The organism is Caballeronia zhejiangensis (assembly GCF_022879815.1).
Taxonomy (GTDB): Bacteria; Pseudomonadota; Gammaproteobacteria; order Burkholderiales; family Burkholderiaceae; genus Caballeronia; species Caballeronia zhejiangensis.
On the sequence record NZ_CP084283.1, the window covers coordinates 944,270 to 969,739 of the forward strand.

Sequence of the window (25,470 nt, forward strand, 5' to 3'; positions counted from 1 at the left end):
CCGTGCCAATCATCTGGCGAATAGTGGCGAAGCCTTGTCGGATAAGGAAAGTGCGCCGGCGCACGATGAAGCGCGTCGTGCGCGCGAGCCCGTGTCGAAAGGAAAATGTTGCAGCAGTGTTACGCGGCAAGGCGACAAACGGCTTTTTGTCTCATCTGGCGTATCGCGGCGCGGCGATCAGTGTCCGCGGCCGCCGCCTCCGCCGCCATGCCAACTGCCGCCGCCGCCGTGCCAGCCGCCGCCCCCATGCCACCCGCCGCCGTGCCATCCGCCACCGTGGTAGCCGCCGCGATAGCCATGTCCCCAGCAGCATCCGCTGCCGCCCCAGTAGCCGAAGCTGAACGAAACCGCCGGATAACCGTAGCCGTAGCCGTAGTACGCCGGATAGCCGTAGTACGGGTAAGCCGCATACGGCGGGTAATACGGATAGGGATACGTCCGGTAGTAGTCGGAGTACGACGAGCCGACGGCGTATTCGTACTGTGGCGGCAAGGTCGCGGATGACGTCGGCGTGGCCGCCGTGCCGGACGCGGGCAACGCAAATTCCCGCTGCGTGTAGGTCGCGCCGACGACAGGCGCGGGCGGATAAGCTGGATAAGCCGGATAACCGTAAGGGTAATAACATCCGCCGAGAAGAAGCCCGGCGGCGAGCGCTGCGGCGGCCGTCCCCGGTCCGGACATGCTGCGGGCGGAAATCATGGCACTGCTCCTTGCGTTACGGCTTGCGGGACGTGGGATCGAATGAAATTGGCCCCTTAAGAAGCAGCTTAGTCGAACGACAACCGGGAGGCGCGCCGCGTGATGTGAAAAAGCATTGCGGCGCGCCTTTATGTAACAGAAATGAAACAGCGGGTCGTTGATGGCGGCGAAACGCGTCCGTTGCGTCGTAGACGATGTTCGCGCTACTTCCCGACCTGATTGCCGATAATCCCGCCGACCGCCGCGCCGCCGAGCGTCGAAAGCGCGCTGCCGCCGATCACCGCGCCGCCCGCCGCACCGACGCCGGCGCCGATAGCCGTATCCCGTTGACGCGTGGTCATGTCGCCGCAAGCGGTCAGTCCTCCCAGAAACCCAACGATCATTGCAGCGGCGCCGATCTGTTTGATGATTTTCATGTCGACTCTCCAATTCGAAGATGAGATGAATCGGCTGCGGCTCGGCCGCATTTGCGCCGGTTCACGCACTCAACCAGCAGAAAAGATGCCCGAATCGTCGGATGAACCGCTCATTCAGGCCCGACAAGGCTTTGCGCCCGGCGCACACATAAAAAACGGCCTGCCGCACGCGCTGTGCGACAGGCCGTTGTCAGCGAGTCAGAAGCTTCAGGTCGGCTGATAGATTTCCGAGCCCTTTTTCACGAACTCGATCGCCTTCGTCTCCATGCCCTTGGCGAGCGCCTCGCTTTCGCTGACACCTTGCTTCGCCGCGAAATCGCGCACGTCCTGCGTGATCTTCATCGAGCAGAAGTGCGGGCCGCACATCGAGCAGAAATGCGCGACCTTCGCGGAATCCTTCGGCAGCGTTTCGTCGTGGAATTCGCGCGCCTTGTCCGGATCGAGACCGAGATTGAACTGGTCTTCCCAGCGGAATTCGAAGCGTGCCTTCGACAGCGCGTTGTCCCGCACCTGCGCGCCCGGATGACCCTTCGCGAGATCGGCCGCGTGCGCCGCGAGCTTGTACGTGATGATGCCTTCCTTCACGTCGTCCTTGTTCGGCAGCCCCAGGTGTTCCTTGGGCGTGACGTAGCAGAGCATCGCGGTGCCGAACCAGCCGATCATCGCAGCGCCGATGCCCGACGTGATGTGGTCGTAACCCGGCGCGATGTCGGTCGTCAGCGGCCCGAGCGTGTAGAAGGGCGCTTCGTCGCACCATTCCAGTTGCAGGTCCATGTTTTCCTTGATGAGCTGCATCGGAACGTGGCCGGGGCCTTCGATCATCACCTGCACGTCGTGCTTCCACGCGATCTGCGTCAGTTCGCCGAGCGTCTTCAGTTCGCCGAGCTGGGCTTCGTCATTGGCGTCGTAGATCGAGCCGGGGCGCAGGCCGTCGCCGAGGGAGAACGAGACATCGTATTGCTTCATGATTTCGCAGATGTCTTCGAAGTGCTCGTAAATGAAGCTTTCCTTGTGATGCGCGAGGCACCACTTCGCCATGATCGAGCCGCCGCGCGACACGATGCCCGTCATGCGGTTCGCGGTCAGCGGCACGTATTGCAGGCGCACGCCGGCGTGAATCGTGAAGTAATCGACGCCTTGCTCCGCCTGCTCGATGAGCGTGTCGCGGAAGATTTCCCACGTCAGGTCTTCGGCCTTGCCGTTCACCTTTTCGAGCGCCTGATAGATTGGCACCGTGCCGATCGGCACCGGCGAATTGCGGATGATCCACTCGCGCGTTTCGTGGATGTGCTTGCCGGTCGACAGATCCATGACCGTGTCGCCGCCCCAGCGAATCGCCCACGTCATCTTGTCGACTTCCTCGCCGATCGACGACGTGACCGCCGAATTGCCGATGTTCGCGTTGATCTTCACGAGGAAGTTGCGGCCGATAATCATCGGCTCGCTTTCCGGGTGATTGATGTTCGCGGGGATGATCGCGCGGCCGCGCGCCACTTCCTCGCGCACGAATTCAGGCGTGATTTCCTTCGCCGCGTCCTTGCCGAACGCCGCCGCGCCGAAGGCTTGTCCGGCGTGCTGGCGGCCCATCATCTTCGCGAGCTTTTCGCCGTTGGGGCCGCTCGTGCGCAGGCTTTCGAGATACTCCGCGCGACGCTGGTTCTCGCGAATCGCGATGTACTCCATCTCCGGCGTGATGATGCCTTGCCGCGCGTAGTGCATCTGCGAGACGTTCTTGCCGGCGAGCGCGCGGCGCGGATGACGGTGCAAACCCGGAAAGCGCAGTTCGGCCGTTTTGGGATCGGCAGCGCGCTCGCGGCCGAACTCGCTCGACAGGCCGCTCAGTTCCTCGGTGTCGCCGCGCTTTTCGATCCACGCGCCGCGCAGCGCGGGCAGACCGCTGCGAATGTCGATCTGCGCGTCGGGGTCGGTGTACGGGCCCGACGTGTCGTACACGTAGACGGGCGGATTCTTCTCGCCGCCGAAGCCGTCGGGCGTGTCGGATTGCGTGATCTCGCGCATCGGCACGCGGATGTCGGGCGTCGAACCTTCGACATAGACCTTGCGCGAGTTCGGCAGCGGCGCGATGGCGGCGGCATCGACGACGGCGTTTTCCGAGAGGAACTTCGGGTTGGCATTCATGTGCTTGATCTCCTAAGGGACGATTTTTTTCAGCACGAGCGATGTCGTAGCTCGTGGTGACTCAGGAGCTAAACAGGGAGGAACGAGATGGAAAGGTACGGGTTCGGTTGAAGTGGCGTGGACTGCGGCCTATGGAACCCGAACGCTTCCCTGCGCTGGCATTATCCAGATCAGGTTCAAAGGGTATTTCTCACCCACGCCACACGAAGCGCTTCGCCGATGAAACCGCACGAAACCGCGATGTGCAACGCAGGACCCCCGCGTTAGCAGCCGACACGTTACACCGCGGCGTGGCGTCTTGGCAACCATCCCGAAAATGAGCCGATGGATGCGAGCGCTTACTGCATAATGTCGGGCGCCGCGGATTTCCGGGTTTTCCCGAAGGTCGCGCGGTCCTTCCTCGCGCCATTCCCCTTTGCTTTACGCCATGTCGTTCTGTCTGGTTTTGCCCGTTTTTCTCCGGCGCGCAGCCGTCGCCGCGGAGTGATGCATGTCCGCTCTGCCTCCGCCGCGCCTGCCGTTCAGCTTCCCTGACCGTTTTCCGTTTCGCGCGCCGCGCTCTTTCAAGGGGCAGGTCGCGCTTGCGCTGACGGTCGTCTATCTCGTTTGGGGATCGACGTATCTCGGCATCCATCTCGCGCTCGAATCTTTTCCGCCGTTGATGCTCGGCGGGCTGCGCAATCTGTTCGCGGGCATCGGGCTATTCTTGATCGCGGTGCATCGCAAGTCGGTGTGGCCCAGCGCGCGCGAAGTGCGCAACGCGGCGATCGTCGGCACGTTGCTGGAAGGTCTGTCGAGCGGGATGATGGCTTACGGCATGCGGACCGTGGGGACCGGCACGGCCGCCGTGATGGTCGCGACGGTGCCGCTTTTCGCGACGATCTTCACCGCGCTCAGCGGACGCGGCGTCGCGAAAGGCGAGTGGTTCGCGGTGGCGCTGGGTCTGCTCGGGATCGTGCTGCTGAATCACGGCGATCCCTCGCCGAGTTCGACGGTCGGCACGCTGGCGATTCTGTGCGCCGCGATCTTCTGGGCGGGCGGCGCGCATCTGGCGACGCGCCTGCCGCAGCCTTCCGATCTGCTGATGTCGACGGCGCTGCAGATCGGTTTGGGCGGATTGATCGCGACGGCGATCGCGTTCGCATCGGGCGAGCGGTTGGCGAGCGTCGGCGTCGGCGCGGGGTTCTCGTTTTTGTATCTCGTCGTGATCGGTTCGATGGCCGCTTATGTCGCGTATAACTTTCTGATACGCAATACGAGCACGATCGTCGCGACGAGTTGTCTTTATGTGAATCCGGTGGTGGCGGTTGGTTTGGGCGCGCTGCTGCTCGGGGAAATCGTCACGCAATGGACCGTGATTGCGACGGTTGTAATTCTGCTTTCCGTTGGGCTTTCGTTCTGGTTTGATCAGCGGCGGCGGGGGCTTCTCTGAACGCACCATCCTTGTAAAAACCGCTTCTCGTCACGCGGCGACGCTGCATTGATCGATGCAGCACCGCGCGGGGTCTTCGCGCATCCCGAGCAATTCCTCTAACGAATTCGAAACCCTTTCCGGACGGGCCTCAGCGGCCGATACACGCCATCGTCGCACCGTCTCGGGGCATGCTCATTGCTCAACGCATGCGCCACTTCGACGGCAAATCTGATCGATCGAAATGGCAAGAGGGAAACCCGAATCGGGCCCGGCGAGCGAGCGCGCAAAGTCCTGCGGATGCCTAATCGTCCGGACCCGGATGACGATGTGGCCGATCAAATCAAATCAAAACAAAGGAAGGTGAAACCATGAAGCTCATCCGCACCGCTGCCGCGCTTGCCGCCGTCGCCGCTTTGCTCTCCGCTTGCGGCGGAAGCTCCGATGACGTCGGCAAGGAAATCGGCGTCACTCAGCCGCAAGTCCATTTCATCCACGCGATCCCGAGCGGCCCGAACGTCGACTTCTACGACAACAGCAAGATCCTGCAGCCGAATCTCGCCTATAAGGCGGTGACGAACTTCGCGAACATCGACACGGGCCAGCACAACTTTTCCTACGCCGCCGTCAACACGACGACGCAACTCGCCACCGACACGACCATCTCGAACGCGGCGAAAGGGCACGAATACACGGTGATCGCGCTGCCGGACGCGGGCTTCGTGCCGTCGATCGCGGTGATCGACGATCCGTTCGACAAGGGCCTGCTATCGAGCAGCGCACGCGTGCGCGCGTTCAACGCATCGACGAACGCGCCGAACCTCGACATCTATCTCGTCGCGCCGGGCACGAACATCTCGACCGTCAGCCCGACGATGGCGGGCGTGGCCTACAAGAACGCCGTACCGGCGACGACGCAAGACTCGATCTACGTCTCCGGCGGCACGTATCAACTGATCGCGACGCTGCCGGGCTCGAAGACGCCGGTCTATAAATCGGCGTCGTTCGATCTCGTCAACAACGCGGACTGGCTCGTGACGACGCTGCCTTCGGGAAATGCAGCCACGCAACTCGTGCCCGAGAAGATTCGCGTGCTCGTCGCGCAGGGTGGCAACACGCAGCAGCCGGCGCTCGAACTGCCCGACACGCAATAAGGCACGAACCGCACAGCCCGGCCGGAAGAATCGGCCGGGCTTTTTCGTATCGCGCGCAGCTACTTCGCAAGGACGATGTGCGTGGCCCGCTCCGTCGGAACGTGCTCGACCGTCCGATATCCCAAAGCGCGCAAATCCAGACCGTCGAAGAGCGATTCCCCTTGCCCGAGCGCCACCGGCGCGAAAGCGAGGTGGATTTCATCCACATGGCCGGCCTGAATGTATTGCTTGACCGTGGCCGCTCCGCCGCCGATCTTGATGTCCTTCGCGCCGGCCGCTTCGCGTGCCTTTTGCAGCGCGACCTCGATGCCGTCCGAGACGAAGTGAAACGTCGTCCCGCCTTGCATCCGAATCGGCGGACGCGGGTAATGGGTCAGCACGAAAGTCGGCGCATGATAGGGCGGATCCTCACCCCACCATCCTTTCCATTGTTCATCCGGCCATTCGCCGCGAATCGGCCCGAACATGTTGCGCCCGAGGATGAACGCGCCGAATCCGTCCATCGCGCGCCGGGCGAAGTCGTCATCGACACCGGTTTCGCCGTCGTCTTTTCCCTGCATCCGCCGAAACGTCTGCGTCGGGAAAAACCACTGAAAGAGCTCCGGGCCCCGCACCCCGAGCGGATGTTCCAGACTCTGACCGGTTCCCGCGGCGAAGCCATCGAGCGAAACGCCGAACCCGGCTACTTTTACTTTGGCCATTCGTGTCTCCGTTTGCGCTGTGAATCCCGATGTCTGAAGCCAGGCATCATCGCTCAGGAAGGCATCGAGATGAGCGAACTCTATCGCAGCGAAGGGGATCTGGGTCATCGGCGTCATTGTGCAGAGAATGACGCGTGACCCGTGGGACGCCGCGAGCGGCCTGGACGACACACGAACGGCTCCAAAGACAAAAAAAATCCCGCCACGCGAAGGTGGCGGGAAGAGAGAGAACTACGTCAACGCTATGGAACGCCTGAGCGGGAACGCCGCAGCGAAGCGGCGCGCCTCGTGAATTACTTGTGCTGCTCCGCGGAGTTCGAGATGGCCTGGCCGCCCTTCGAGATGTCCTGACCGGCTCCCGAAACGGTGTTGCAGCCTGCGAGAGCCGCGCTGCCGGCGATGAGGAGTAGAGCGATGAGTCGAGTCATGTGTATTCCCCTTGGAGTTGAAATGCGTGACAGGAAAAACGGTTCGCGCATCGTGTGTGGTCGACGGGCGCCTGGCTGACGTCCTGTCTTACCGGTGTGATCAATCATAAAAAAGCGCATCGTTCGCGGATGTAGGCACGCATGCGATTCTGGTGTCGGCGTCGTCCGCATTTCGTGTCGGCGCCGTCCTACGTGGATGCCGCGACGACCGGCGCATCGGCGCTGCGCTCGCGCGGCATCGACACGCTGATCGCCGTGCCGCGCGGCGTCGCGCGCTCGATCTCGAAGCGTCCGCCGCGCGCCGACACGCGCTGCCGCATGCCGACGAGCCCATGCGTCTGCGTGCGCTTCAAATCCTGCGGCCGAATGCCGATGCCGTCGTCGGTGATCGAGAGCGACACGTTCGCTTCATCGACCGTCAGCGCCACGCGGATACGGCTCGCGTGCGCGTACTTCGCCGCGTTCGTGAGCGTCTCCTGCGCGACGCGGAAAAGCGCGATTTCGATCGCCTCGCCGAGCTTCACGTCCTCGCCCGGCAGATCGAATTCGACGTTCCAGCCGTTGCGCTGCGCGGCTTCATCGGCGAGCGAGCGCAGCGCCGTGACGAGACCGAAGTTGGCGAGCACCGTCGGGCGCATGTCCTCGATGATGCGGCGCTTCAACGCGATGCCCTGATCCAGATTGCCGAGCGCGCGCGCGAGTTTTTCGGCCATCGCGGGCTCGCTGTCCTTCAGCTTGCCGCGCACCCACGCGACATCCATCTTGCTCGCGGTGAGGATCGAGCCGAGTTCGTCGTGCAGTTCGCGCGCGAGCTCCGTCTTCTCGTTTTCGCTGACGGACTGCAAGTGCCACGCGAGCGCCTCGAGCTGACGCGTGCGCGCGAACACGAGCTGATCGAGCTCTTCCTGCTGCGTGATGAGCGCCTTCTGCACGCGCGCCTGCTTGTCGAGCTGAATGCCGAGATTACGAAACAGCAGGATGAATAGCACGATGTTGAGGGCGCACAACGCGCCCACGCACAGCGTCGAGATGCGCTGGTCGGCGCGGCTCGCGTCGAGCGCGTGTTGCGCGCGCTGCTCTTCGTTCAGGCGCAACAGCGACAGCGCCGCATCGAGCGTGGCGCTCGCGTCAGGTGGCGGCAGCGCACGCGTGGCATCGGGCGAATCGGCGATGCGCGCGGTGCCTTGCGCGATTTCATCGTCGGCGGCGGAGCGGATCTGCGCGAAGCTCGCGAGCGCGGTGTCGTCACCGATGCGCCGGTAATACGCATCGAGCCACGCCAGCGTGCGCCGCACGCGTCCGGCCGCGTCGCGGAAATGCGCCTGATACGCGTCGTCGGCCTGTAGCGCGAAGCCGCGTTCGTCGGCGGTGAGCGCGGCGATATCGGCGGCGAGCATCGAAAGCTGCGCGGTCGCGCCTTTCGCTTCGAGCGCGGTCTCGTATTCCGACGCGATCCGCATGCGCCCCGATTCCAGAATGATCAGCCCGCCGACCGTGATGACGATCGCCACCGTCATCGCGACCGCCCAGCTATAGCGGCGCATCCAGTCGTTGAAGCGCGTGGCGCGGCGCGCGATGCCTTCCGGCGCGGGCGGCGGCGTGTCCTCGGGCAAGATCGTCGTCGGTATCGCGGTGGGCGGTACGTGGCTCATGGCGTGGGTCGTCCGGCGTTTCACTTAGAGCAGCCGATTTGAAAGCAAGTGTCGGTGGATTCCCACAGCAAAAAAGGAGCCTGCCCGAATGCGCGGCGCGCATCGCGTGGCTACGATAGTTCCGTCATCCACTCCTACGGGGAACGATCATGCTGAAGTGGGCCTTGTTTTTCGCGATCGTAGCCGTGATCGCCGGCGTGCTGGGGTTCACCGGCGTCGCTGCCGGAGCGGCCGCCATCGCCAAGTTCCTGTTCGTGCTGTTCCTGATCCTGTGCGTCGTGTTTCTCGTGCTCGGCTTCGTCGTCACGAAAAAAGCGATCGATTAGCGGCGTTACGGACGTATCGACAAAACGTAATCAACAACTCAGGAAGGAGGTCACATGCTTCATTACGCTGCAGTCTTCTTCGTCATCGCCCTCATCGCGGCCGTGTTCGGTTTCACGGGCATCGCGGCCGGCGCGGCGGAAATCGCGAAGATCCTTTTCTTCATTTTTCTCGTCGTGTTCGTGGTCACTTTGCTGCTCGGCGTGTTCCGAACGTGACGCCCGCTTAGCTAAAAGCCACGAGCCATCAAGCCGCGCGCGGGTTTCATCACCGTCGCGCGGTTTCTTCGACAGATCAGGCATGGTGTGTGCATCGGAGTATCGGATTGGATAGCAGGGCGCTATGGAAACCCTGGCGCCGAAGCCTGCTCCAGCGAACAACGTCAACTCACCTGTCAAAGAGGAGCGAACCAAATGTCCAAATCGTCTGCTGTAAACGCCGAGCCGAGCCAAACCACCGACGCCTTCGTTCTCGATGTCGAGAAGATCCGCGCCGATGCCCGGCAGCACATGGACGAAGGCGCGGTGACGACCGGCTACGGCGCCGATCGCGAGACCGTGCTGAAGCTGCTCAACGATTCGCTCGCCACGGAAATCGTCTGCACGCTGCGCTACAAGCGCCACTATTTCATGGCGAAGGGCATCCACTCGGAAGCCGTCGCACAGGAGTTTCTCGAGCACGCGAACGAGGAACAGCAGCACGCCGACACGCTCGCCGAGCGCATCGTGCAACTCGGCGGCGCGCCGAATTTCGCGCCCGACGGCCTCTCGTCGCGCTCGCATTCGCAGTACAGCGAAGGTAAGGATCTGATCGACATGATCCGCGAGAATCTGATCGCGGAGCGCATCGCGATCGACACGTATCGCGAGATCATCCGCTATCTCGGCGACAAGGACGTCACGACGCGTCGCATCTTCGAGGACATTCTCGCCGTCGAGGAAGAGCACGCCGACGACATGGCCGATCTGCTGGAAGGCCGCAACGGATGAGGACGAGGGCGCCGGGCACGCGTCGCGCGCCCGGCGCCCGCATGACATGGCCGATCCACTGGTAGCAGACCGTCCGGCAGCACGGACCACGCGAATGATTCGAGTCTTGATAGCCGACGACCACGCCATCGTGCGCAGCGGGTTCAGGCAGTTCGTCGCCGACGAACCCGACATGGAAGTCGGCGCGGAAGCCGCCACCGGCGACGAGGCCATCGCGCTCGTGCGCGCGCAGGCGTTCGATGTCGTGCTGCTCGACATCGCGATGCCCGACAAGAACGGCGTCGATACCTTGCGCGTCATCAAGCAGATCCGTCCGGAGCAGGGCGTGCTGATGCTTTCGGGCTTCCCCGAAAGCCAGTACGCAATCAACCTGCTGAAGGCGGGCGCGAACGGCTATCTGAACAAGGATGCCGCGCCCGACGAAATCGTGCGCGCGATCCGCACGGTGGCACGCGGGCATCGTTATCTGTCGGAGTTCATCGCGGATGCGCTCGCCGACAAGCTCGACAAGCCCGCCGCCGAGCGCCCGCACGAACTGCTGTCGGAACGCGAGTTTCAGATTTTCTGCAAGCTCGCGGGCGGCCAGTTGCCGACGGAAATCGCGCAGGAACTGCATCTGTCGGTGAAGACGGTGAGCACGTATCGCGCGCGCGTGCTCGAAAAAATGCGGCTTTCCAATAACGCCGACCTCACGTATTACGCGATCAAGAACGGCCTGATCGAATAGCGGCGCATCGTTCGAACATCCGCGAGAGCACTGCCGGAGGACGCCCGCCGTGGGCAATCACATCGACACTGACGACCGAATGGAGCAGCCGGGCGCGCGGCGGCCGCCGCTCGCGGCGTTGCTGATCGAGGATTCGCCGCTTATCCGCCGCAGCCTGACCGAGGCGATCGACGCGCTCGGGCCGTGGCGCGTGACCGCGTTCGCCGATGCGCCCGACGAGGCCATCGCGCTGCTGTCGTCGCGGACTTTCGATGCGATCATCGTCGATCTGCAACTGAAGCGCGGCTCGGGCATCGACGTGCTCGCCTGGCTCAAGGAGGGCGGCGCGCCGCGCTCGGAAACCGCGTTCATCGCGGTGCTCACGAATCACGCGCTGCCGACGTATCGCGAGCGTTGCCTGCAATACGGCGTGCGTCACTTCTTCGACAAATCGCTCGAGTTCGATCGCGTGCTCGACGCGCTCGACGACTACGCGCGCGAGCGCACCTGAAGGCCCGGCTCAGAAAGGCTGCGGCCCGCCACCTTGTTCGACGCTCATGCAATGCGTGACGAGGCCGACGCCGGCGCGCCACAGATGCAGCCCGAATGCGGGCGGCTCCATCACGAAGGCTTCTGGACCATCGGATTTCAATTGCAGCGCGACCTGATGCGCCGTCGACGGGGCGCACCACACGATCGTGCCGCCGAAGCGCGCGCTGATCGCGCGGTGCACGTGGCCGCATACGATGCGCTCGACGTTCGGATGACGCCGCACGAGTGCGTCGAGCGCGCGGCTGTCGTCGGGCGCGAGGCGGATGTCGTCCATGAAGCCGATGCCGCATTCGATCGGCGGATGATGCATGCTGATCAGCACCGGCCGGTCGCGCGAGGCGTCGAGCTGCGCTTCGAGCCAGGCAAGGCGCGTGGCGCACAGGCGTCCCGCGCCGGAGCCGGGATCGAGGGTGTCGAGCGCGATCACGCGGACTTCGCCGACGTCGAACGCGTACTGCAGGAAACCGTCGTGACCCGCGAGCTCGGGGAGATCGCCGAAGACGGCGCGCAGATTCGCGCGGTCGTCGTGATTGCCGGCGATGACGCGCCACGGAATGGCGAGCCGGTCGAGGAGCGTGCGCAGATGCCGGTATTCGTCGATGCCGCCCGCATCGACGAGATCGCCGGTAACAAGCACGGCGTCGGCGCGCGGATCGAGCGCGTTGAGGACGTCGATCGCGCGGGCGAGATACGCGGCAGTATCGACGCGGCCGTAGGCGAGCGTGCCCGGCGGCGTGATGTGCAGATCGCTGATCTGGGCGAGCAGCATGCGCGAATCTCCTCGTCGCGGACGGTTTCGGGCTGGGTCGTCGGATTCAGCCGTCGGATTCAGTCGTCGGATTCGGCGACCGGCGGCTTGGGCGCGAGCTTCGCGGGGACGAGCCACTGGAAGCCGGTCATCGACGTTTCGCTGAACGTGCATTCGGCCGCTGCGGGCACCGATGAAGACTTCGTGGCCGGCGGCTTCGGCGGATTCTGGATCGTGCCGTGCACGACGACCCGCGAGCCATGATAACTCGCGCCGGAACCGGTGATTTTGAGCGGCGCGCTCGCGGCGTCGGGATAGTCGGCCCGCACCTTCTCCTTGCAGGTCTCGACGTTCTTGTAATAGGACGTGCAGCCGCCGAGACAGGCGAGCGAAGTCGTGAGCAGGACGGGCAGCAGGTGACGGATGCGATGGTTCATCGATGAATTCGGTCGGTGCCCGATGCGGCGAGACGCGCCGGGGCGTGATGAGTGTCGGGCGGAGCTTTATAACATGCGTGCCGCAGTGCATCACTGTAGTGCATCGCGGCGCGTGACCGCTTGTTTTGTGCAGCGATGCGGTAGCACAATCGGCACTGACGTTCGACGAGCGCGTTCCTCACCGATGGAGACGACCGCCATGCAGAAGGACATCGAAGTAGGCGATTACCTGCTCGCCATGCAGGCCGTGCCGAAGCCGCTCGCGGCCGATGGCGACGAGGATGCGGCGCCGTCCGAAGGTTACGCGATCCGCGTGCGCGTGACGCGCCTCGACCAGAAGCCGCTGCACGGTTCGAAACTCGCCGACGACTCCGGCGAAATGACCGGCGACCGCGGCCCGTTCGAGACCGTCGCCGAGGCGATCGCGCACGGCGAGGCGTGGGGACGGCACTACGTCGCGCGTGTGCTGGGGCATGCGGTGTAGGCAGCGAAGGCAGCGAAAGAGGGGATCGGTTTCCCCGCGTGCGGCGGGTTCAGCGAGATGGTGCGTGCGGCTAGACTCGGGTTCATCGACCGGACCATCGCGGAGCCCGCCATGACGCCCGTTGCGCTCTACATCACCCCGAACTACATCGCTTCCGTGAAGAGCGGCAAGGCGCGCGACTGCTTCGGCGGTACGGTGCGCTTCGTCGGCGTGGATGCGTTGCCGTTCGATATCGAGCATGTGTGCCTGCTCGAACGCGATACGGCGATCGAAGCGCTGCTCGATGCAGTGAGGGATGCGGAGCGGTTGTTGAACGCGGTGTGAGGGTGCGGCGCGCTGCCCTTCATACTGCTTGGTGCCGGGGACCGGACTCGAACCGGCAAGCCGTGAGGCGGCGGATTTTAAGTCCGCTATGTTTACCAATTTCATCACCCCGGCAGGGCGGACGCGATTCTACCATTGCATGCGACCGCGCCAAAGCCGCGCCGCTCGTCGTATACGAGCCGTTCGACAAGGTTTCGGCCGTCCCGCATAATCGCCGGCACCGATTCAGTCGCGAGGACACGATGATGGTGCCGGAACCGAACGTGGCGCACGGCGAGGACTTCGGCGTGCGCGCGAACGAAGAAGCGTGACGCCTCATGCGTATTGCCCTTATCTCCGATACCCATAACCTCGTGCGCCCCGAAGCGCTCGACGCCTTGCGCGGCTCCGCGCACATCATCCACGCGGGCGATATCTGCAGACGCGACGTGCTCGATGCGCTCGCGTCGCTCGCGCCGCTCACCGTCGTGCGCGGCAACAACGATATCGCCGATGACCTCGCGCGACTGCCCGAACACGCGCGCATCGAACTGGGCGGCGCGACGATTCACGTCGTCCACGATATCGCCGATGTGCCGAAGCAGCTCGACGGCATCGATGTCGTCGTGACCGGTCATTCGCACAAGCCGCTCATCGAGCGGCGCGGCGACGTGCTCTTCGTGAATCCCGGCAGCGCGGGGCCGCGTCGCTTCAGATTGCCGGTCACGCTCGCGCTGCTCGATATCGACGACGGCAAAGCGGAAGCGCGCATCGTTTCGCTGATCGAATGAAAAAAGGGCCGGCGCTTCACGCACCGGCCCTTCCATTCGATCACGCCAGAACGCTTAAGCGCGCACCGTGCCTTCCGGGAACGCATCGTCCATTTCGGCGGCTTCGCGATGGCCGCGCAGAATCGCATGCGCTTCCGACTTCGACGCGACCGCCGGCGGCGAGCCCTTCAGCGGCTTCTTCGCCGTCTCGGAGAGCGCGAGCACCGACACGATGCCGATGATCGACGCGCCCATCAGATAGTACGCGGGCATCATCAGGTTGCCGGTCGTGTCGACGAGCCATGCGGTGACGAGCGGCGTCGTGCCGCCGAAGAGCGACACCGACACGTTGAAGCCGATCGCGAGCGCACCGTAGCGGATCTTCGTCGGGAAGAGCGCCGGCAGCGACGACGGCATCACGCCCGTGAACGTCGACAGCAGCGCGCCGAGAATCATCATGCCGGCGAAGATCGACGGAACGGTGCCCATGCGGATCAGCGAAAGCGAAGGAATCGACAGCACCAGCAGACCGATACAGCCGGCGAGCATCACCGGCTTGCGGCCGATCGTGTCCGACAGACGGCCGGCGAGGAGCGTGAGCGGCATCATCAGCACCATCACGACGAGCACGATGAAGAGGCCGTGCGTCTCGTTGAACTTGAGCGTCGCCGACAGATAGCTCGGCAGATACGACAGCGCCATGTAGTCGGTCACGTTGAAGATCAGCACGAGGCCCACGCATTGCAAGAGCGGCTTCCATTGCTGGATAAGCGTCTCGCGGAACTGCTCCTTGGTCGTCTCGTGCGACACGGCTTCGGCCTTTTCGGCTTCACGCTGGAACGCAGGCGTTTCTTCGAGCTTCATCCGGATGTAGAGACCGATCAGGCCGAGCGGACCCGCGATCATGAACGGAATGCGCCAGCCCCACGACAGCAGGTCTTTTTCCGACATCACCGCCGTCAGCACCGCGACCACGCCCGCGCCGAGCACGTAGCCGACGAGCGTGCCGAATTCGAGAAAGCTCGACATGAAGCCGCGCTTCTTGTCCGGCGAAAATTCGGCGATGAAGGTCGCCGCGCCGCCGTACTCGCCGCCCGTGGAGAAGCCCTGCACGAGACGCGCGATGAGCAGCAGCACCGGCGCCATCACGCCGATCGATTCGTAGCTCGGAATGATGCCGATACAGAAGGTGCCGACGGCCATCATGATCATCGTCATCGCGAGCACGCGCTTGCGGCCGATGCGGTCGCCGAGCGGGCCGAACACCATGCCGCCGATCGGGCGCACGAGGAAAGCGGCGGCGAACGTGCCGAAGGTCGCGAGCAACTGCGCGGTGGGGCTGCTCGACGGGAAGAACACACGGCCGAGCGTCACGGCGATGTAGCTGTACACGCCGAAATCGAACCACTCCATCGCGTTACCGATGGCCATGGCGCCGACGGCGCGCTTCAACAGGGATTGATCGACGATGGTGATGTCGTCGAGGGTGAGGTCGGACTTCTGACTGGATGAATCGCGTTTGCGCCAAAGGCCCTCGTTAAGAGAAGACATAGTTCGAAAAACTCCGTATTCGATCCCGACGCTCAAAGAACGTCGGGTGCGTCGCCGCGGAGGACGGACGCAAATTGCCGGGATAGTGCAGTTTCGAGACGGCGCCGCGAACGCTTGAAGACGAAAGCAAAGGCTTTCCGCGACCTCGGGCCGAGCGGCTCGAAGTCGATGAGCGAAAAGAAACACGGTGCCGGTGCCTCGCGCGGGTGTAGTCGCGAAATTGCACTCGGGTGAAACACACGAATTTGACGTGCGGACGGCGAACGCAGCGCTGAATGACTGAGTTGCCGCGGGTGAGCCGCGACGTCGGCGAAAAAACAACTTGAGACGAAAAAGGCCGGCGTTACTGCTTGGAAAACCGACGCGCCTCTTTGTATAAGAAACTGTCACTACCGCGCAACGCCCGAACTTGAAGTCGGAAACATTTGCACGTGAATGATGGTGAATTGCTGTTGATAACGAGCAAGATGATAACACGATGACAGACGATCTGCAAACCGGTCTGCCACCGCGCTCGAGCCCGGCGGCCGCAAAGCCTTGTCGGACTTAGGATTGCGCCGATTGTCATCTCGTGGTCCGATGTACTAAGCGGAACAATTTTCCGCCGCGCGGACAACAAAAAACCGGCCGCTCGGGCCGGTTTTTGCGATGCGATGAACGCGCGATTTCAGCTTTGCGGCGGCACGTAGCCGGACGCCGTATCGGCGCCTTCGCCGAAGAAATACTTCTCCGTCTGCTTGATCAGATACTGGCGTGCGCGCGGATCGGCCATGTTCAGCCGATTCTCGTTGATGAGCATGGTCTGCTGCTTGAGCCAGCCTTGCCAGGCTTCCTTCGAGATCGTTTCGTAGATGCGCTTGCCGAGCTCGCCCGGCAGCGGCGGGAAATCGAGTCCTTCGGCTTCCTTGCCGAGCTTCGCGCATTGAACCATTCGGGCCATTGTGAGTTTCTCCTCTGTATCGGGGGCAAAGCGCCGTTCGACGCTTCTTGGATCATGTTCAAAGCTGTTTCATCAGGACAAGCGACTTGCGCTGCCAGTTATAGAGCCGCCGGCGATCTTCGGGCAGATCGTCCACGGTCACTTTCACGAAACCGCGTTTCAGGAACCAGTGTTCGGTGCGCGTCGTCAGCACGAAAATGCGCGTCAAGCCGCGTGCGCGGGCGCGCTGTTCAATGCGCTTCAACAGGCGTTCGCCGTCGCCCGAACCTTGCGCTTCCGGCGCGACCGTCAGGCAGGCCATTTCGCCGATGCGCTCCTGTGTGTACGGATAGAGCGCCGCGCAGCCGAACAGCACGCCATCGTGCTCGATGACCGAGAAATGGTCGATGTCGCGCTCGATCTGGTGCCGTCCGCGCCGTACGAGCGTGCCGTCGGATTCGAGCGGCTCGATCAGTGTGAGAATGCCGCCGACGTCGTCGGGCGTCGCTTCGCGCAGGCTTTCGAGATTCTCGTACGAGATCATCGTGCCGACGCCGTCGTGCAGGAACAGTTCGAGCAGCACGCTGCCGTCGAGCGAATACGGAATGATGTGGCCGCGCGCAACGCCGCCGCGGCACGCGCGCACCGTATGCTTCAGATAGAACGCCGTGTCGCCCTGCAATTCGCCGCTTTCCTGCAAGCGATAGGCGTCGTCGAGCGACATTTCGCGGATCAGCTCGTTTTCCGAGTCGCCGAGACCCGGAATTTCGGTCACGAAAATGATCTTGTCGGCGCGCAGCGCAATGGCCGCGGCGGACGCGACATCTTCCATCGACAGGTTGAAGGCTTCGCCCGTCGGCGAAAAACCGAGCGACGACAGCAGCACGAGCTTGTTCGACGCGAGCGACTGGCGGATGGAATCGCCGTCGATCTTGCGCACGACGCCGGTGTGCTGGAAATCGACGCCATCGAGAATGCCGACCGGCCGCGCCGTCACGAAGTTGCCCGACACCACGCTGATGTGCGCGTGCGCCATCGGCGTGTTCGGCAAGCCCTGGCTGATCGCGGCCTCGATGTCGAGACGCACTTCGCCGGCGGCTTCTTTTGCGGATTCGAGCGCGCGGGCATCGGTTATGCGCAAGCCGTGAGAGAACGACGACTCGACGCCGTGCAGGCTCAGTTGCTCGTCGAGCTGCGGACGCGAGCCGTGCACGAGCACGACGTGGATGCCCATTGCGTGCAACAGGCCGACGTCCTGCACGAGCGCGTTGAGGCGACCTTCCTGCACGAGTTCCCCGCCGAACGCGACAACGAAAGTCTTGTTTCGAAACGCGTGAATGTAGGGCGCGACGGATCGCATCCAGTCGACGAACTGGGCGTGGGGATTCGGCGCTTCGGGCTCGACTGCCGGCTGCGTCGCGGTCATCGTGAGGTCGGTTTGGGAATTCATCCCGGGATTATAATGCGACGCTATGCCGAATGTTTCTCGTCCCTCACGCCCCGATCAGGCGGGCAAGTCTCAGTCCGCCGACAAATCCCTCGATACTCAGGAGCAGTTGCGACAACTGCGTGACAATCTGCTGCGCGAGACGCGGGAGGGCGCGGGCACGTCCGATTCCGGCGAAGCGGCGGGTTTGAGCAAGAAGGAACGCGCCGCGCAGCGGTTCGCGGGCGGGAAAGCGGCGGCGGAGGCTCCTTCGCAACCGAAGAAGGCGGCGCAATCGAAAGAGCGGCCCGCGAAAGCGGAGGTCACGGCGCAACGTCCGCCGAAGCCGCGCGACACGGCGCAAGCTGCCACGCAAGCGCCCCCGAAACGCGAAGACGCGAGGCGTGAACAAGGTGCGCGGCCGCAGCGTCCGGCGCGCGTTCAGCAGCCGAAGCCCGTCGAAGCGCGCCAGCCGCAGCCGCAACCTGCGCCGCGTGTCGAACCTTCGGCCGAAACGCGCCCGCCGCGCAAACAACGCCCGGTTGATGCACGTCCGCCGCGCGAACAACGCCCGGTTGAAGCACGTCCGTCGCACGTCGAACGCCCGGCCGAAACGCGTCCGCCTCGCGAGCAACGTCCGCCGCGCGCGCCGCGCGTCGTCACGCCGAATCCCATTCCGCCGATCACGTTTCCCGAAGCGCTGCCCGTTTCCGGCCGACGCGAGGAAATCGCGCGCGCGATCGCTGCGAATCAGGTCGTGATCGTCAGCGGCGAAACCGGCTCGGGCAAGACGACGCAATTGCCGAAGATCTGCCTCGCGCTCGGACGCGGTCTCGGCGCGGGCGGCAGCGGGCTGATCGGGCATACGCAGCCGCGCCGCATCGCCGCTTCGGCGACCGGCCGGCGCATCGCGGAGGAACTCGGCACGCCGTTCGGCGAAGTCGTCGGCTACAAAGTGCGCTTCACGGACAATCTGGCGCCCGGCGCGTCCGTCAAGCTGATGACCGACGGCATTCTGCTCGCGGAAACGCAGACCGATCCGCTGCTGACCGCCTACGACACGATCATCATCGACGAAGCGCACGAACGCAGCCTCAACATCGACTTTCTGCTCGGCTATCTGAAGGAAATCCTGCCGAAACGCCCGGATCTGAAGCTGATCGTCACGTCCGCGACCATCGACGCAGAACGCTTCGCGCGCCATTTCGGCAGCGAGGACAAGCCCGCGCCGGTGATCGAGGTGAGCGGACGGCTGTATCCGGTGGAAGTACGCTATCGGCCGATCGAAGAGGAAAGCGAGGCGATCAGGAACGCGCAGGGCACGGCGCCCAAACGCAACGATCGCAAAGCCGATCGCGATCTGATGGAAGGCATCGTCGATGCCGTCGATGAACTGTGCCGCGTCGGTCCCGGCGACGTGCTCGTGTTCCTGCCCGGCGAGCGCGAAATCCGCGATGCCGCAGAAGCGTTGCGCAAGCATCATCCGCCGCATACGGAGATCCTGCCGCTCTTCGCGCGTCTTTCCGCGCAGGAGCAGGAGCGCGTGTTCAAGCCGTCGAACGCGCGGCGCATCGTGCTCGCGACGAACGTCGCGGAGACGTCGCTGACGGTGCCGGGCATCCGCTACGTGGTCGATACCGGCATGGCGCGCGTGAAGCGTTATTCGTATCGCAACAAGGTCGAGCAACTGCAGATCGAGCCGGTGTCGCAGGCGGCGGCGAATCAGCGCGCGGGCCGATGCGGGCGCGTCGCGGACGGCGTGTGCATCCGTCTGTACGACGAAGCCGATTTCGCCGCGCGGCCGCGCTTCACCGATCCCGAAATCCTGCGCTCGTCGCTCGCGGCCGTGATTCTGCGGATGAAGTCGCTGCATCTGACGGCGATCGAAACGTTTCCGTTCATCGAACCGCCGCCGGGCCGCGCGATCGCGGACGGCTATCAACTGCTGAACGAACTCGGCGCCGTCGATGACGACAACGCGCTGACGAGTCTCGGCCGCGAACTCGCGCGCCTGCCGCTCGATCCGCGCGTCGGCCGCATGATTCTCGCCGCGCGCGATCATCATGCGCTCGCGGAAGTGCTGATCATCGCGTCGGCGCTGTCGGTGCAGGACCCGCGCGACCGTCCGATCGAGGCGCAGGAGCAGGCGGATCAGGCGCATCGGCAGTTCGTCGACGAGCGCTCCGAATTTCTGCAGTGGACGCGCATCTGGAAGTGGTTCGAGGAAGCGGTCGCGCACAAGAAATCGAACAAGCAGCTCGCGGATGCGTGTCGCGCGAATTTCCTGTCGCATCTGCGTTTGCGCGAGTGGCGCGACGTGCATTCGCAACTGCTGACGGTCGTGCGCGAGCACGGCTGGCGTCTGAACGAATCGGATGCGACCTTCGAGCAGGTGCATCTGTCGCTCTTGACGGGCCTGCTCGGCAACGTCGGTCTCAAGGCCGACGACGAGCCGCATTATCTCGGCGCGCGCGGCATCAAGTTCTTTCTTTGGCCGGGCTCGGCGCTCTTGAAGAAAGCGGGGCGCTGGGTGATGGCGGGCGAACTCGTCGAGACGAGCCGCCTCTACGCGCGCACGATCGCGAAGATCGAGCCGGAATGGCTCGAAACGGTCGGCGCGCATCTGCTGAAGAAATCGCTATCGGACGCGCATTGGGAGAAGAAGGCCGCGCAGGTCGTCGCCTACGAACGCGCGACGCTGTACGGGCTGACGGTGTATGCGCGTCGGCGCGTGAGCTTCGGCAAGCAGGACGCGAAATACGCGCGCGAACTGTTCATTCGCGGGGCGCTCGTCGAAGGCGAATTCGATACGCGTCTGCCGTTCTTCGCGCACAACCGCAAGCTCGTCGCGGACATCGAGCAACTGGAACACAAGTCGCGCCGTCAGGACGTGCTCGTCGACGATGAACTCATCTACGGCTTCTACGATTCGCTGATCCCCGAAAACATCTGGACGGGCGCGGCGTTCGAGCGCTGGTATCGCGACGAGCAGAAGAAAGAGGGCAACGACAAGCTGCTGTTCCTGTCGCGCGACGACCTCATGCGTCACGAAGCTGCCGGCGTCACGACGGATCTGTTTCCGAAGCGCATGACGATGTCGGGCATCGAAATGGCGCTGACGTATCACTTCGAGCCGGGTTCGCCGCGCGACGGCGTCACGCTGCAAGTGCCGCTTTACGGGCTGAATCAGGTCGATGCGCGCCGCGTCGAATGGCTCGTGCCCGGCATGATCAAGGAGAAGGTGCAACTGCTGCTGAAGTCGCTGCCGCAGAAGCTGCGCCGTCACGTCGTGCCGTTGCCGGAATACGCCGCGGCTTTCGCCGGGCGTCATGCCGGGCCGAAGTTCGGCGCGGGCGCGCTCGTCGATTCGCTCATCGCCGATATTCGCGAGCAGACGCAAATCGCCGTGAAAAGCGCCGATTTCAAGCTGGAAACGCTGCCCGCGCACCTGTTCATGAACTTCAAGGTGATCGACGAACACGGCCGCCAGCTCGCGATGGGCCGCAATCTCGCGCAGTTGCGCGCGGAACTCGGCGGGCAGGCGCAGCAGCAGTTCCAGAAACTGACGTCGGCGGCGGCGTTCGATGCGCTTTCCGGGGACTCCGATACGCCGCCCGCACAGCAACCGGCAAGCGAAGGCACCGCGCTCTACGAGAACCTCACGACGTGGAACTTCGGCAAGCTGCCCGAGCTGCTGGAAATCCGCCGGCGCGGGCAGACGCTCTTCGGCTATCCGGCGCTCGTCGATCGCGGCACGCATTGCGACGTCGAAGTGTTCGATTCGCCCGAGGAAGCGGTGCGTATTCATCGCGCGGGGTTGCGCCGGCTTTTCGCGCTGCAGTTGCGCGAGCCGATTCGCTATCTCGAGAAAAATCTGCCGGGCCTGCGGGAGATGTCGATGCAATACATGGCGCTCGGCACGGCGGACGAACTGCGCGATCAGATCGTGGAAACGGCGCTCGATCGCGCGTGCCTGCAAGACCCGCTGCCCGACGACGACGCCAGCTTCCACGCGCGCCGCGACGCCGCGAAAGGGCGTCTGACGCTGCTCGCGAACGAAATCGCGCGGCTCGTCGGCACGATCCTCAACGAATATGCGGCGCTCGCCAAAAAGCTGGCGTCGGTGAAATCGTTCGCGTCGGCCTATGCGGACATGCAGGCGCAATTGAGCGCGCTCATCGGCAAGCGTTTCGTCATCGATACGCCGTATGCGCAGCTTGCGCATTTTCCGCGCTATCTGAAGGCGATCGCGCAGCGCGTCGACAAGCTCAAGGCCGATCCGGCCCGCGACGCGCGTCTCGCCGCCGATCTGCAGCCGCTCGCGCAGAACTATCAGCGCGCGTTATCGCAGCGCGGCGGCGTCGCGGATGCGCGGCTTGCCGAATATCGCTGGCTGCTGGAGGAATTGCGCGTATCGCTGTTCGCGCAGGAACTGCGCACGCCGATGCCGGTCTCGGTAAAACGCCTCCACAAGGTGTGGGAATCGATGCAGCGTTAGGTTTCCGCTGGAAAGACGCAAAGAATCAACGTATTGCGCAAAAAGACCTCGCTCGTCAACCCGCCGCGCGAGGCAAACGTTCTACAATGACGCCTGCCCTCCGAAGCCTACTTTTCATGCGCAATATTTTCCGTTCCGGCCGTGTGCGTGCCTTCGCCGCACGCGCAGCCATCGCAACCGGCGCCGCCTTGGTCGCCTCCGCAGCACTCGCCAACAATGTCATCGTGCTCAACTCGGCGGAAGCCACGCTGAGTCTCATCGACGAAAACACGCATCAGGTCGTCGGCACCGTGCCGACGGGCAAAGAGCCGCATCACCTGATGCCCACGCCCGACAGCTCATCGCTGATCGTTGCGAATTCGGTGTCGAACAACCTGATGTTCGTCGATCCGAAAACCGGCGCGTTCCAGCGCTGGGTGCAGGACATCGAAGATCCGTATCAGCTCGGTTTTTCGCCGGACAAGAAATGGTTCGTCTCGACGGGTCTGCGCCTCGACCGCCTCGATATCTATCATTTCGACGGCAAGAATTTGAGCGTCGCGAAGCGCCTGCCGCTCGCCACGATGCCGAGCCACATCGCGTTCACGAACGACAGCTCGACCGCGTTCATCTCGCTGCAGGTGTCCGGCGAAATCGCGGCGATCGACCTGCCGACGCAGACCGTCAAATGGAAGATGAAGGTCGGCAAGGTGCCCGCGGGCGTCTGGCTCACGCCGGGCGACAAATATCTGCTCGTCGGCATGACCGGCGCGGATTACGTGGCCGTGGTCGACTGGCGCAACCAGAAGGTCGTCAAGACCATCACGACCGGCAAGGGCGCGCACAACTTCCGCTCGATGGTCGACGGCAAGCACGTACTCGTTTCGAATCGCGTGGCGAACACGATCAGCATCATCGACGAGGACACGCTCACGAACGTCGGCGACATCACCGGTCTCTTGCCCGGCCCCGACGACATGGAACTTTCCGCCGACAAGAAGTATCTGTGGGTTACGTTCCGCTTCGCGAAGCACGTCGGCGTGATCGACCTGGCGAATCGTAAGCTGATCGAAACCATCAAGGTCGGCCGCTCGCCGCACGGCATCTACTTCTACAATCGCGCGCCGGTGACGGCGCCGAACGGGGCGTAAGCAAACAGGGCGCGCATTCGCGCCCTGTACTACGATTGAGGGATGGCCGGTCCCGGACGGCCGCACGCACCACGGAGCACCATGTTTCATTCCATTCTTTCGTCGCTGGACGGTCTCGTTTCCTGGCTTCAGACGCAGCTCTACGTCGATGTCGTGCAGCCGGTCCTGTTCAAGATCGGCATGATGGACTACGACGAAGACACCTACGACGCGCTGTACTGGGTGATCGTCGGCGTGCTCGAAGTGCTCGCGATGTACGCGATCCTGCGGCCGCTCGAAGCTTTCCGCCCGGCGGAGGAGTGGAAAGACCGCAAAGGCGTGCGCGTGGACGTGCTCTACACGTGGATCGTCAAGCTCGGCATCCTCAATCTGTTTTTCTTCTTCACGTTCCAGCCGCTCTTCGATTCGATGCAGAGCTGGCTGCGCCTCCATAACGTGCCGAATCTCGAGATCGACAACCTGTGGCCCGGCGTGACGACGCAGCCGCTCGTCACGTTCGTCATCTATCTGCTCATTCTCGATCTGGCGGGATACTGGTATCACCGGCTGGAGCATCGTTTCGGCATCTGGTGGGAATTGCACGCGGTGCATCACAGCCAGCAGAAGATGTCGCTCTGGACCGACGACCGCAACCATCTGCTCGACGACGTTCTTCAGGCGAGCTTTTTCGCGTGCGTTGCGCTCGTGATCGGCGTGGAGCCGTCGCAGTTCGTCGTGCTCGTCGCCATCACCAACTTCATGCAGAGCGTGCAGCACGCGAACATCCGCATGCACTTCGGCTGGCTCGGGGAGCGCATTGTCGTAAGTCCGGCGTTTCATCGCCGCCATCACGCGATCGGCTTCGGTCACGAAGGCACGACTTACGGTTGCAACTTCGGCGTGCTGTTCTCGTTCTGGGACATCATCTTCCGCTCGGCGTCGTTCGACCGCACCGTCGAGCCGACGGGCATCCGCGACCAGCTCGGTGCGCCGGGCGTTGCGCCCGTCCATTACGGCGACGGCTTCGTCGAACAGCACTGGCTCGCGTTCAAACGCATCGCCGCGCGCCTTTCCGCTCGCCGTGCGGGTGCGTCCGCTTCCGACAACTCGGCGGCCGTCTGAACGTCTCCGGTTCGACCAGCGCCCGTGCGCGGCGCTGGTTTATCCTGTCGGTTCCTTCTTCTTTTAAGAAACACGCATGAGTGACTTGCTGCGTTCGTTCGTGCGCGCGCTTGCGAACGTCTTTCATCCGCGCATGCTCTGGCTGACGCTGATGCCCTTCGGCGTCGCCACCGTGGTCTGGGGCGCGGTGCTCTGGTTCTTCTGGCAGACGCTTACCGGCGCCGCCAACGACTGGCTCAGCGCGTGGGCGCTGACCTCGTGGATGTACCGTCTCTTCGATGCCGTCGGCTTTTCGTCGCTGCACGCGGTGATCGCGCCGTTTCTCGTCGTCATCATGACGGTGCCGCTGATCGTCGTGACGGTGCTGCTGCTCATCGCCACGTTGTCGATGCCGGGCGTCGTCAAGCTCCTCACACGTCGCCCGAAAGGTCATTACTCATCGCTCGAAGAGCGGCGCGGCGGCTCGTGGTACGGCAGTCTCGGACACTCGGTCGTGACCACGGTCGTCTGTCTCGTGCTGCTCGTCGTCACGCTGCCGCTGTGGCTCATTCCGCCGTTCTTCGCCTTGATTCCGCCGCTGTTGTGGGGCTGGCTCACGTATCGCGTGATGACTTACGACGCGCTCGCGCTTCACGCGAGCGCCGACGAGCGCCGCGCGATCGTGCGCGATGCACGCTGGCCCTTGCTTGCGATCGGCATCGTGAGCGGCCTGCTCAGTTCTGTCCCGACGATGCTCTGGGCATGGTCCGTCTGGCTCTTGCCGCTCTTTCCGGTCGTCGCCGCCGTGACGATCTGGGCGTATGCGTTCATCCTCGTGTTTTCGGCGCTCTGGTTCGCGCATTACTGCCTGCACGCGCTGGAGCGCTTGCGCGCGAGCGAGCCGCAATTCCCGGCGATCACGGTCGAATCCCGCGACGTTTCACTGTAAGCAC

General features: G+C 63.7%; 25 protein-coding genes, 1 tRNA gene and 1 riboswitch. Of the genes, 14 read left to right on the forward strand and 12 right to left on the reverse strand.

Going from position 1 to position 25,470, the window contains the following annotated elements; all coding sequences use genetic code 11:
• Nucleotides 1-177: 177 nt before the first annotated feature.
• From LDZ23_RS04405 to thiC, 3 genes are all read right to left on the reverse strand, one after another.
• Nucleotides 178-699 (reverse strand): hypothetical protein, encoded by a 522-nt coding sequence (locus tag LDZ23_RS04405; protein ID WP_244807861.1) that lies wholly within the window; start codon nt 697-699, stop codon nt 178-180.
• 203 nt (nt 700-902) lie between these two features.
• Nucleotides 903-1,082, reverse strand: a complete 180-nt coding sequence (locus LDZ23_RS04410; RefSeq protein ID WP_372492622.1) for a YMGG-like glycine zipper-containing protein — start codon at nt 1,080-1,082, stop codon at nt 903-905.
• A gap of 240 nt (nt 1,083-1,322) precedes the next feature.
• Nucleotides 1,323-3,254: a phosphomethylpyrimidine synthase ThiC gene (gene thiC / locus LDZ23_RS04415; RefSeq protein WP_008350573.1), complete on the reverse strand. Its 1,932-nt coding sequence runs from the start codon at nt 3,252-3,254 to the stop codon at nt 1,323-1,325.
• A 129-nt stretch (nt 3,255-3,383) separates the two neighbouring features.
• Nucleotides 3,384-3,524: riboswitch (TPP riboswitch) on the reverse strand.
• A 220-nt stretch (nt 3,525-3,744) separates the two neighbouring features.
• Between thiC and LDZ23_RS04420 the strand changes: the two genes are divergently transcribed.
• Both LDZ23_RS04420 and LDZ23_RS04425 read left to right on the forward strand, forming a co-directional pair.
• On the forward strand, nt 3,745-4,686 hold the full coding sequence (locus LDZ23_RS04420; protein ID WP_008350571.1) for an EamA family transporter: 942 nt from the start codon (nt 3,745-3,747) through the stop codon (nt 4,684-4,686).
• Between the two features lie 350 nt (nt 4,687-5,036).
• Nucleotides 5,037-5,819 (forward strand): DUF4397 domain-containing protein, encoded by a 783-nt coding sequence (locus tag LDZ23_RS04425; RefSeq protein WP_008350569.1) that lies wholly within the window; start codon nt 5,037-5,039, stop codon nt 5,817-5,819.
• 59 nt (nt 5,820-5,878) lie between these two features.
• Here the strand turns inward: LDZ23_RS04425 and LDZ23_RS04430 are convergent, their stop codons facing one another.
• From LDZ23_RS04430 to LDZ23_RS04440, 3 genes are all read right to left on the reverse strand, one after another.
• Complete coding sequence (locus tag LDZ23_RS04430; RefSeq protein WP_175980118.1) at nt 5,879-6,520, reverse strand: dihydrofolate reductase family protein; 642 nt, start codon at nt 6,518-6,520, stop codon at nt 5,879-5,881.
• Between the two features lie 293 nt (nt 6,521-6,813).
• Nucleotides 6,814-6,948: an entericidin A/B family lipoprotein gene (locus LDZ23_RS04435; protein ID WP_008350566.1), complete on the reverse strand. Its 135-nt coding sequence runs from the start codon at nt 6,946-6,948 to the stop codon at nt 6,814-6,816.
• Between the two features lie 188 nt (nt 6,949-7,136).
• A complete protein-coding gene (locus LDZ23_RS04440) occupies nt 7,137-8,600 on the reverse strand; it encodes a sensor histidine kinase (protein ID WP_244807862.1) in 1,464 nt (487 codons plus the stop codon).
• Between the two features lie 149 nt (nt 8,601-8,749).
• Here LDZ23_RS04440 and LDZ23_RS04445 point away from each other — a divergent pair, with 149 nt between their 5' ends.
• The 5 genes from LDZ23_RS04445 (at nt 8,750) to LDZ23_RS04465 (ending at nt 11,130) form a co-directional block, all read left to right on the forward strand.
• A complete protein-coding gene (locus LDZ23_RS04445) occupies nt 8,750-8,926 on the forward strand; it encodes a DUF1328 domain-containing protein (RefSeq protein ID WP_008350561.1) in 177 nt (58 codons plus the stop codon).
• Between the two features lie 54 nt (nt 8,927-8,980).
• Entirely contained in the window at nt 8,981-9,142 is a 162-nt protein-coding gene (locus LDZ23_RS04450) for a DUF1328 family protein (protein ID WP_008350559.1), read from the forward strand.
• Between the two features lie 195 nt (nt 9,143-9,337).
• Nucleotides 9,338-9,913 carry a ferritin-like domain-containing protein gene (locus LDZ23_RS04455; protein ID WP_244807863.1) on the forward strand — a complete coding sequence of 192 codons (576 nt, stop codon included), beginning with the start codon at nt 9,338-9,340 and terminating at the stop codon, nt 9,911-9,913.
• 94 nt (nt 9,914-10,007) lie between these two features.
• Nucleotides 10,008-10,640 (forward strand): response regulator, encoded by a 633-nt coding sequence (locus LDZ23_RS04460; RefSeq protein WP_008350556.1) that lies wholly within the window; start codon nt 10,008-10,010, stop codon nt 10,638-10,640.
• Nucleotides 10,641-10,689: 49 nt separating this feature from the next.
• Nucleotides 10,690-11,130, forward strand: a complete 441-nt coding sequence (locus tag LDZ23_RS04465) for a response regulator (protein ID WP_239295414.1) — start codon at nt 10,690-10,692, stop codon at nt 11,128-11,130.
• Between the two features lie 9 nt (nt 11,131-11,139).
• Here LDZ23_RS04465 and LDZ23_RS04470 read toward each other — a convergent pair whose 3' ends face one another.
• Both LDZ23_RS04470 and LDZ23_RS04475 read right to left on the reverse strand, forming a co-directional pair.
• On the reverse strand, nt 11,140-11,940 hold the full coding sequence (locus tag LDZ23_RS04470; protein WP_244807864.1) for a phosphodiesterase: 801 nt from the start codon (nt 11,938-11,940) through the stop codon (nt 11,140-11,142).
• 59 nt (nt 11,941-11,999) lie between these two features.
• The gene (locus LDZ23_RS04475; RefSeq protein WP_008350549.1) at nt 12,000-12,356 is read right to left on the reverse strand and encodes a hypothetical protein; all 357 of its coding nucleotides are present in this window, start codon (nt 12,354-12,356) and stop codon (nt 12,000-12,002) included.
• Nucleotides 12,357-12,555: 199 nt separating this feature from the next.
• Here LDZ23_RS04475 and LDZ23_RS04480 point away from each other — a divergent pair, with 199 nt between their 5' ends.
• The gene (locus tag LDZ23_RS04480; protein ID WP_008350548.1) at nt 12,556-12,840 is read left to right on the forward strand and encodes a hypothetical protein; all 285 of its coding nucleotides are present in this window, start codon (nt 12,556-12,558) and stop codon (nt 12,838-12,840) included.
• Nucleotides 12,841-12,951: 111 nt separating this feature from the next.
• Nucleotides 12,952-13,164: a hypothetical protein gene (locus LDZ23_RS04485; RefSeq protein ID WP_008350546.1), complete on the forward strand. Its 213-nt coding sequence runs from the start codon at nt 12,952-12,954 to the stop codon at nt 13,162-13,164.
• 29 nt (nt 13,165-13,193) lie between these two features.
• On the opposite strand, the gene LDZ23_RS04490 is transcribed toward LDZ23_RS04485, so the two are convergent.
• Nucleotides 13,194-13,278, reverse strand: a tRNA-Leu gene (locus LDZ23_RS04490).
• Nucleotides 13,279-13,481: 203 nt separating this feature from the next.
• On the opposite strand from LDZ23_RS04490, the gene LDZ23_RS04495 reads away from it, so the two are divergent.
• The gene (locus LDZ23_RS04495; RefSeq protein ID WP_175979903.1) at nt 13,482-13,934 is read left to right on the forward strand and encodes a metallophosphoesterase family protein; all 453 of its coding nucleotides are present in this window, start codon (nt 13,482-13,484) and stop codon (nt 13,932-13,934) included.
• Nucleotides 13,935-13,988: 54 nt separating this feature from the next.
• Here LDZ23_RS04495 and proP read toward each other — a convergent pair whose 3' ends face one another.
• The 3 genes from proP to argA form a co-directional block, all read right to left on the reverse strand.
• The gene (gene proP, locus LDZ23_RS04500; RefSeq protein ID WP_033536864.1) at nt 13,989-15,464 is read right to left on the reverse strand and encodes a glycine betaine/L-proline transporter ProP; all 1,476 of its coding nucleotides are present in this window, start codon (nt 15,462-15,464) and stop codon (nt 13,989-13,991) included.
• A gap of 667 nt (nt 15,465-16,131) precedes the next feature.
• Nucleotides 16,132-16,404, reverse strand: coding sequence for an oxidative damage protection protein (locus LDZ23_RS04505; RefSeq protein WP_008350541.1), 273 nt, complete (start codon nt 16,402-16,404; stop codon nt 16,132-16,134).
• Nucleotides 16,405-16,462: 58 nt separating this feature from the next.
• Complete coding sequence (gene argA / locus LDZ23_RS04510; RefSeq protein ID WP_033536863.1) at nt 16,463-17,833, reverse strand: amino-acid N-acetyltransferase; 1,371 nt, start codon at nt 17,831-17,833, stop codon at nt 16,463-16,465.
• A gap of 22 nt (nt 17,834-17,855) precedes the next feature.
• Between argA and hrpA the strand changes: the two genes are divergently transcribed.
• The 4 genes from hrpA to LDZ23_RS04530 all read left to right on the forward strand — a co-directional run bounded on the left by hrpA (nt 17,856) and on the right by LDZ23_RS04530 (nt 25,466).
• On the forward strand, nt 17,856-22,307 hold the full coding sequence (hrpA, locus tag LDZ23_RS04515; protein WP_244807865.1) for an ATP-dependent RNA helicase HrpA: 4,452 nt from the start codon (nt 17,856-17,858) through the stop codon (nt 22,305-22,307).
• A 116-nt stretch (nt 22,308-22,423) separates the two neighbouring features.
• Nucleotides 22,424-23,437 carry a YVTN family beta-propeller repeat protein gene (locus LDZ23_RS04520; protein WP_034474119.1) on the forward strand — a complete coding sequence of 338 codons (1,014 nt, stop codon included), beginning with the start codon at nt 22,424-22,426 and terminating at the stop codon, nt 23,435-23,437.
• 81 nt (nt 23,438-23,518) lie between these two features.
• A complete protein-coding gene (locus LDZ23_RS04525; RefSeq protein ID WP_008350532.1) occupies nt 23,519-24,538 on the forward strand; it encodes a sterol desaturase family protein in 1,020 nt (339 codons plus the stop codon).
• A gap of 76 nt (nt 24,539-24,614) precedes the next feature.
• Nucleotides 24,615-25,466, forward strand: coding sequence for an EI24 domain-containing protein (locus LDZ23_RS04530; protein WP_008350531.1), 852 nt, complete (start codon nt 24,615-24,617; stop codon nt 25,464-25,466).
• The last annotated feature ends 4 nt before the right edge of the window (nt 25,467-25,470 follow it).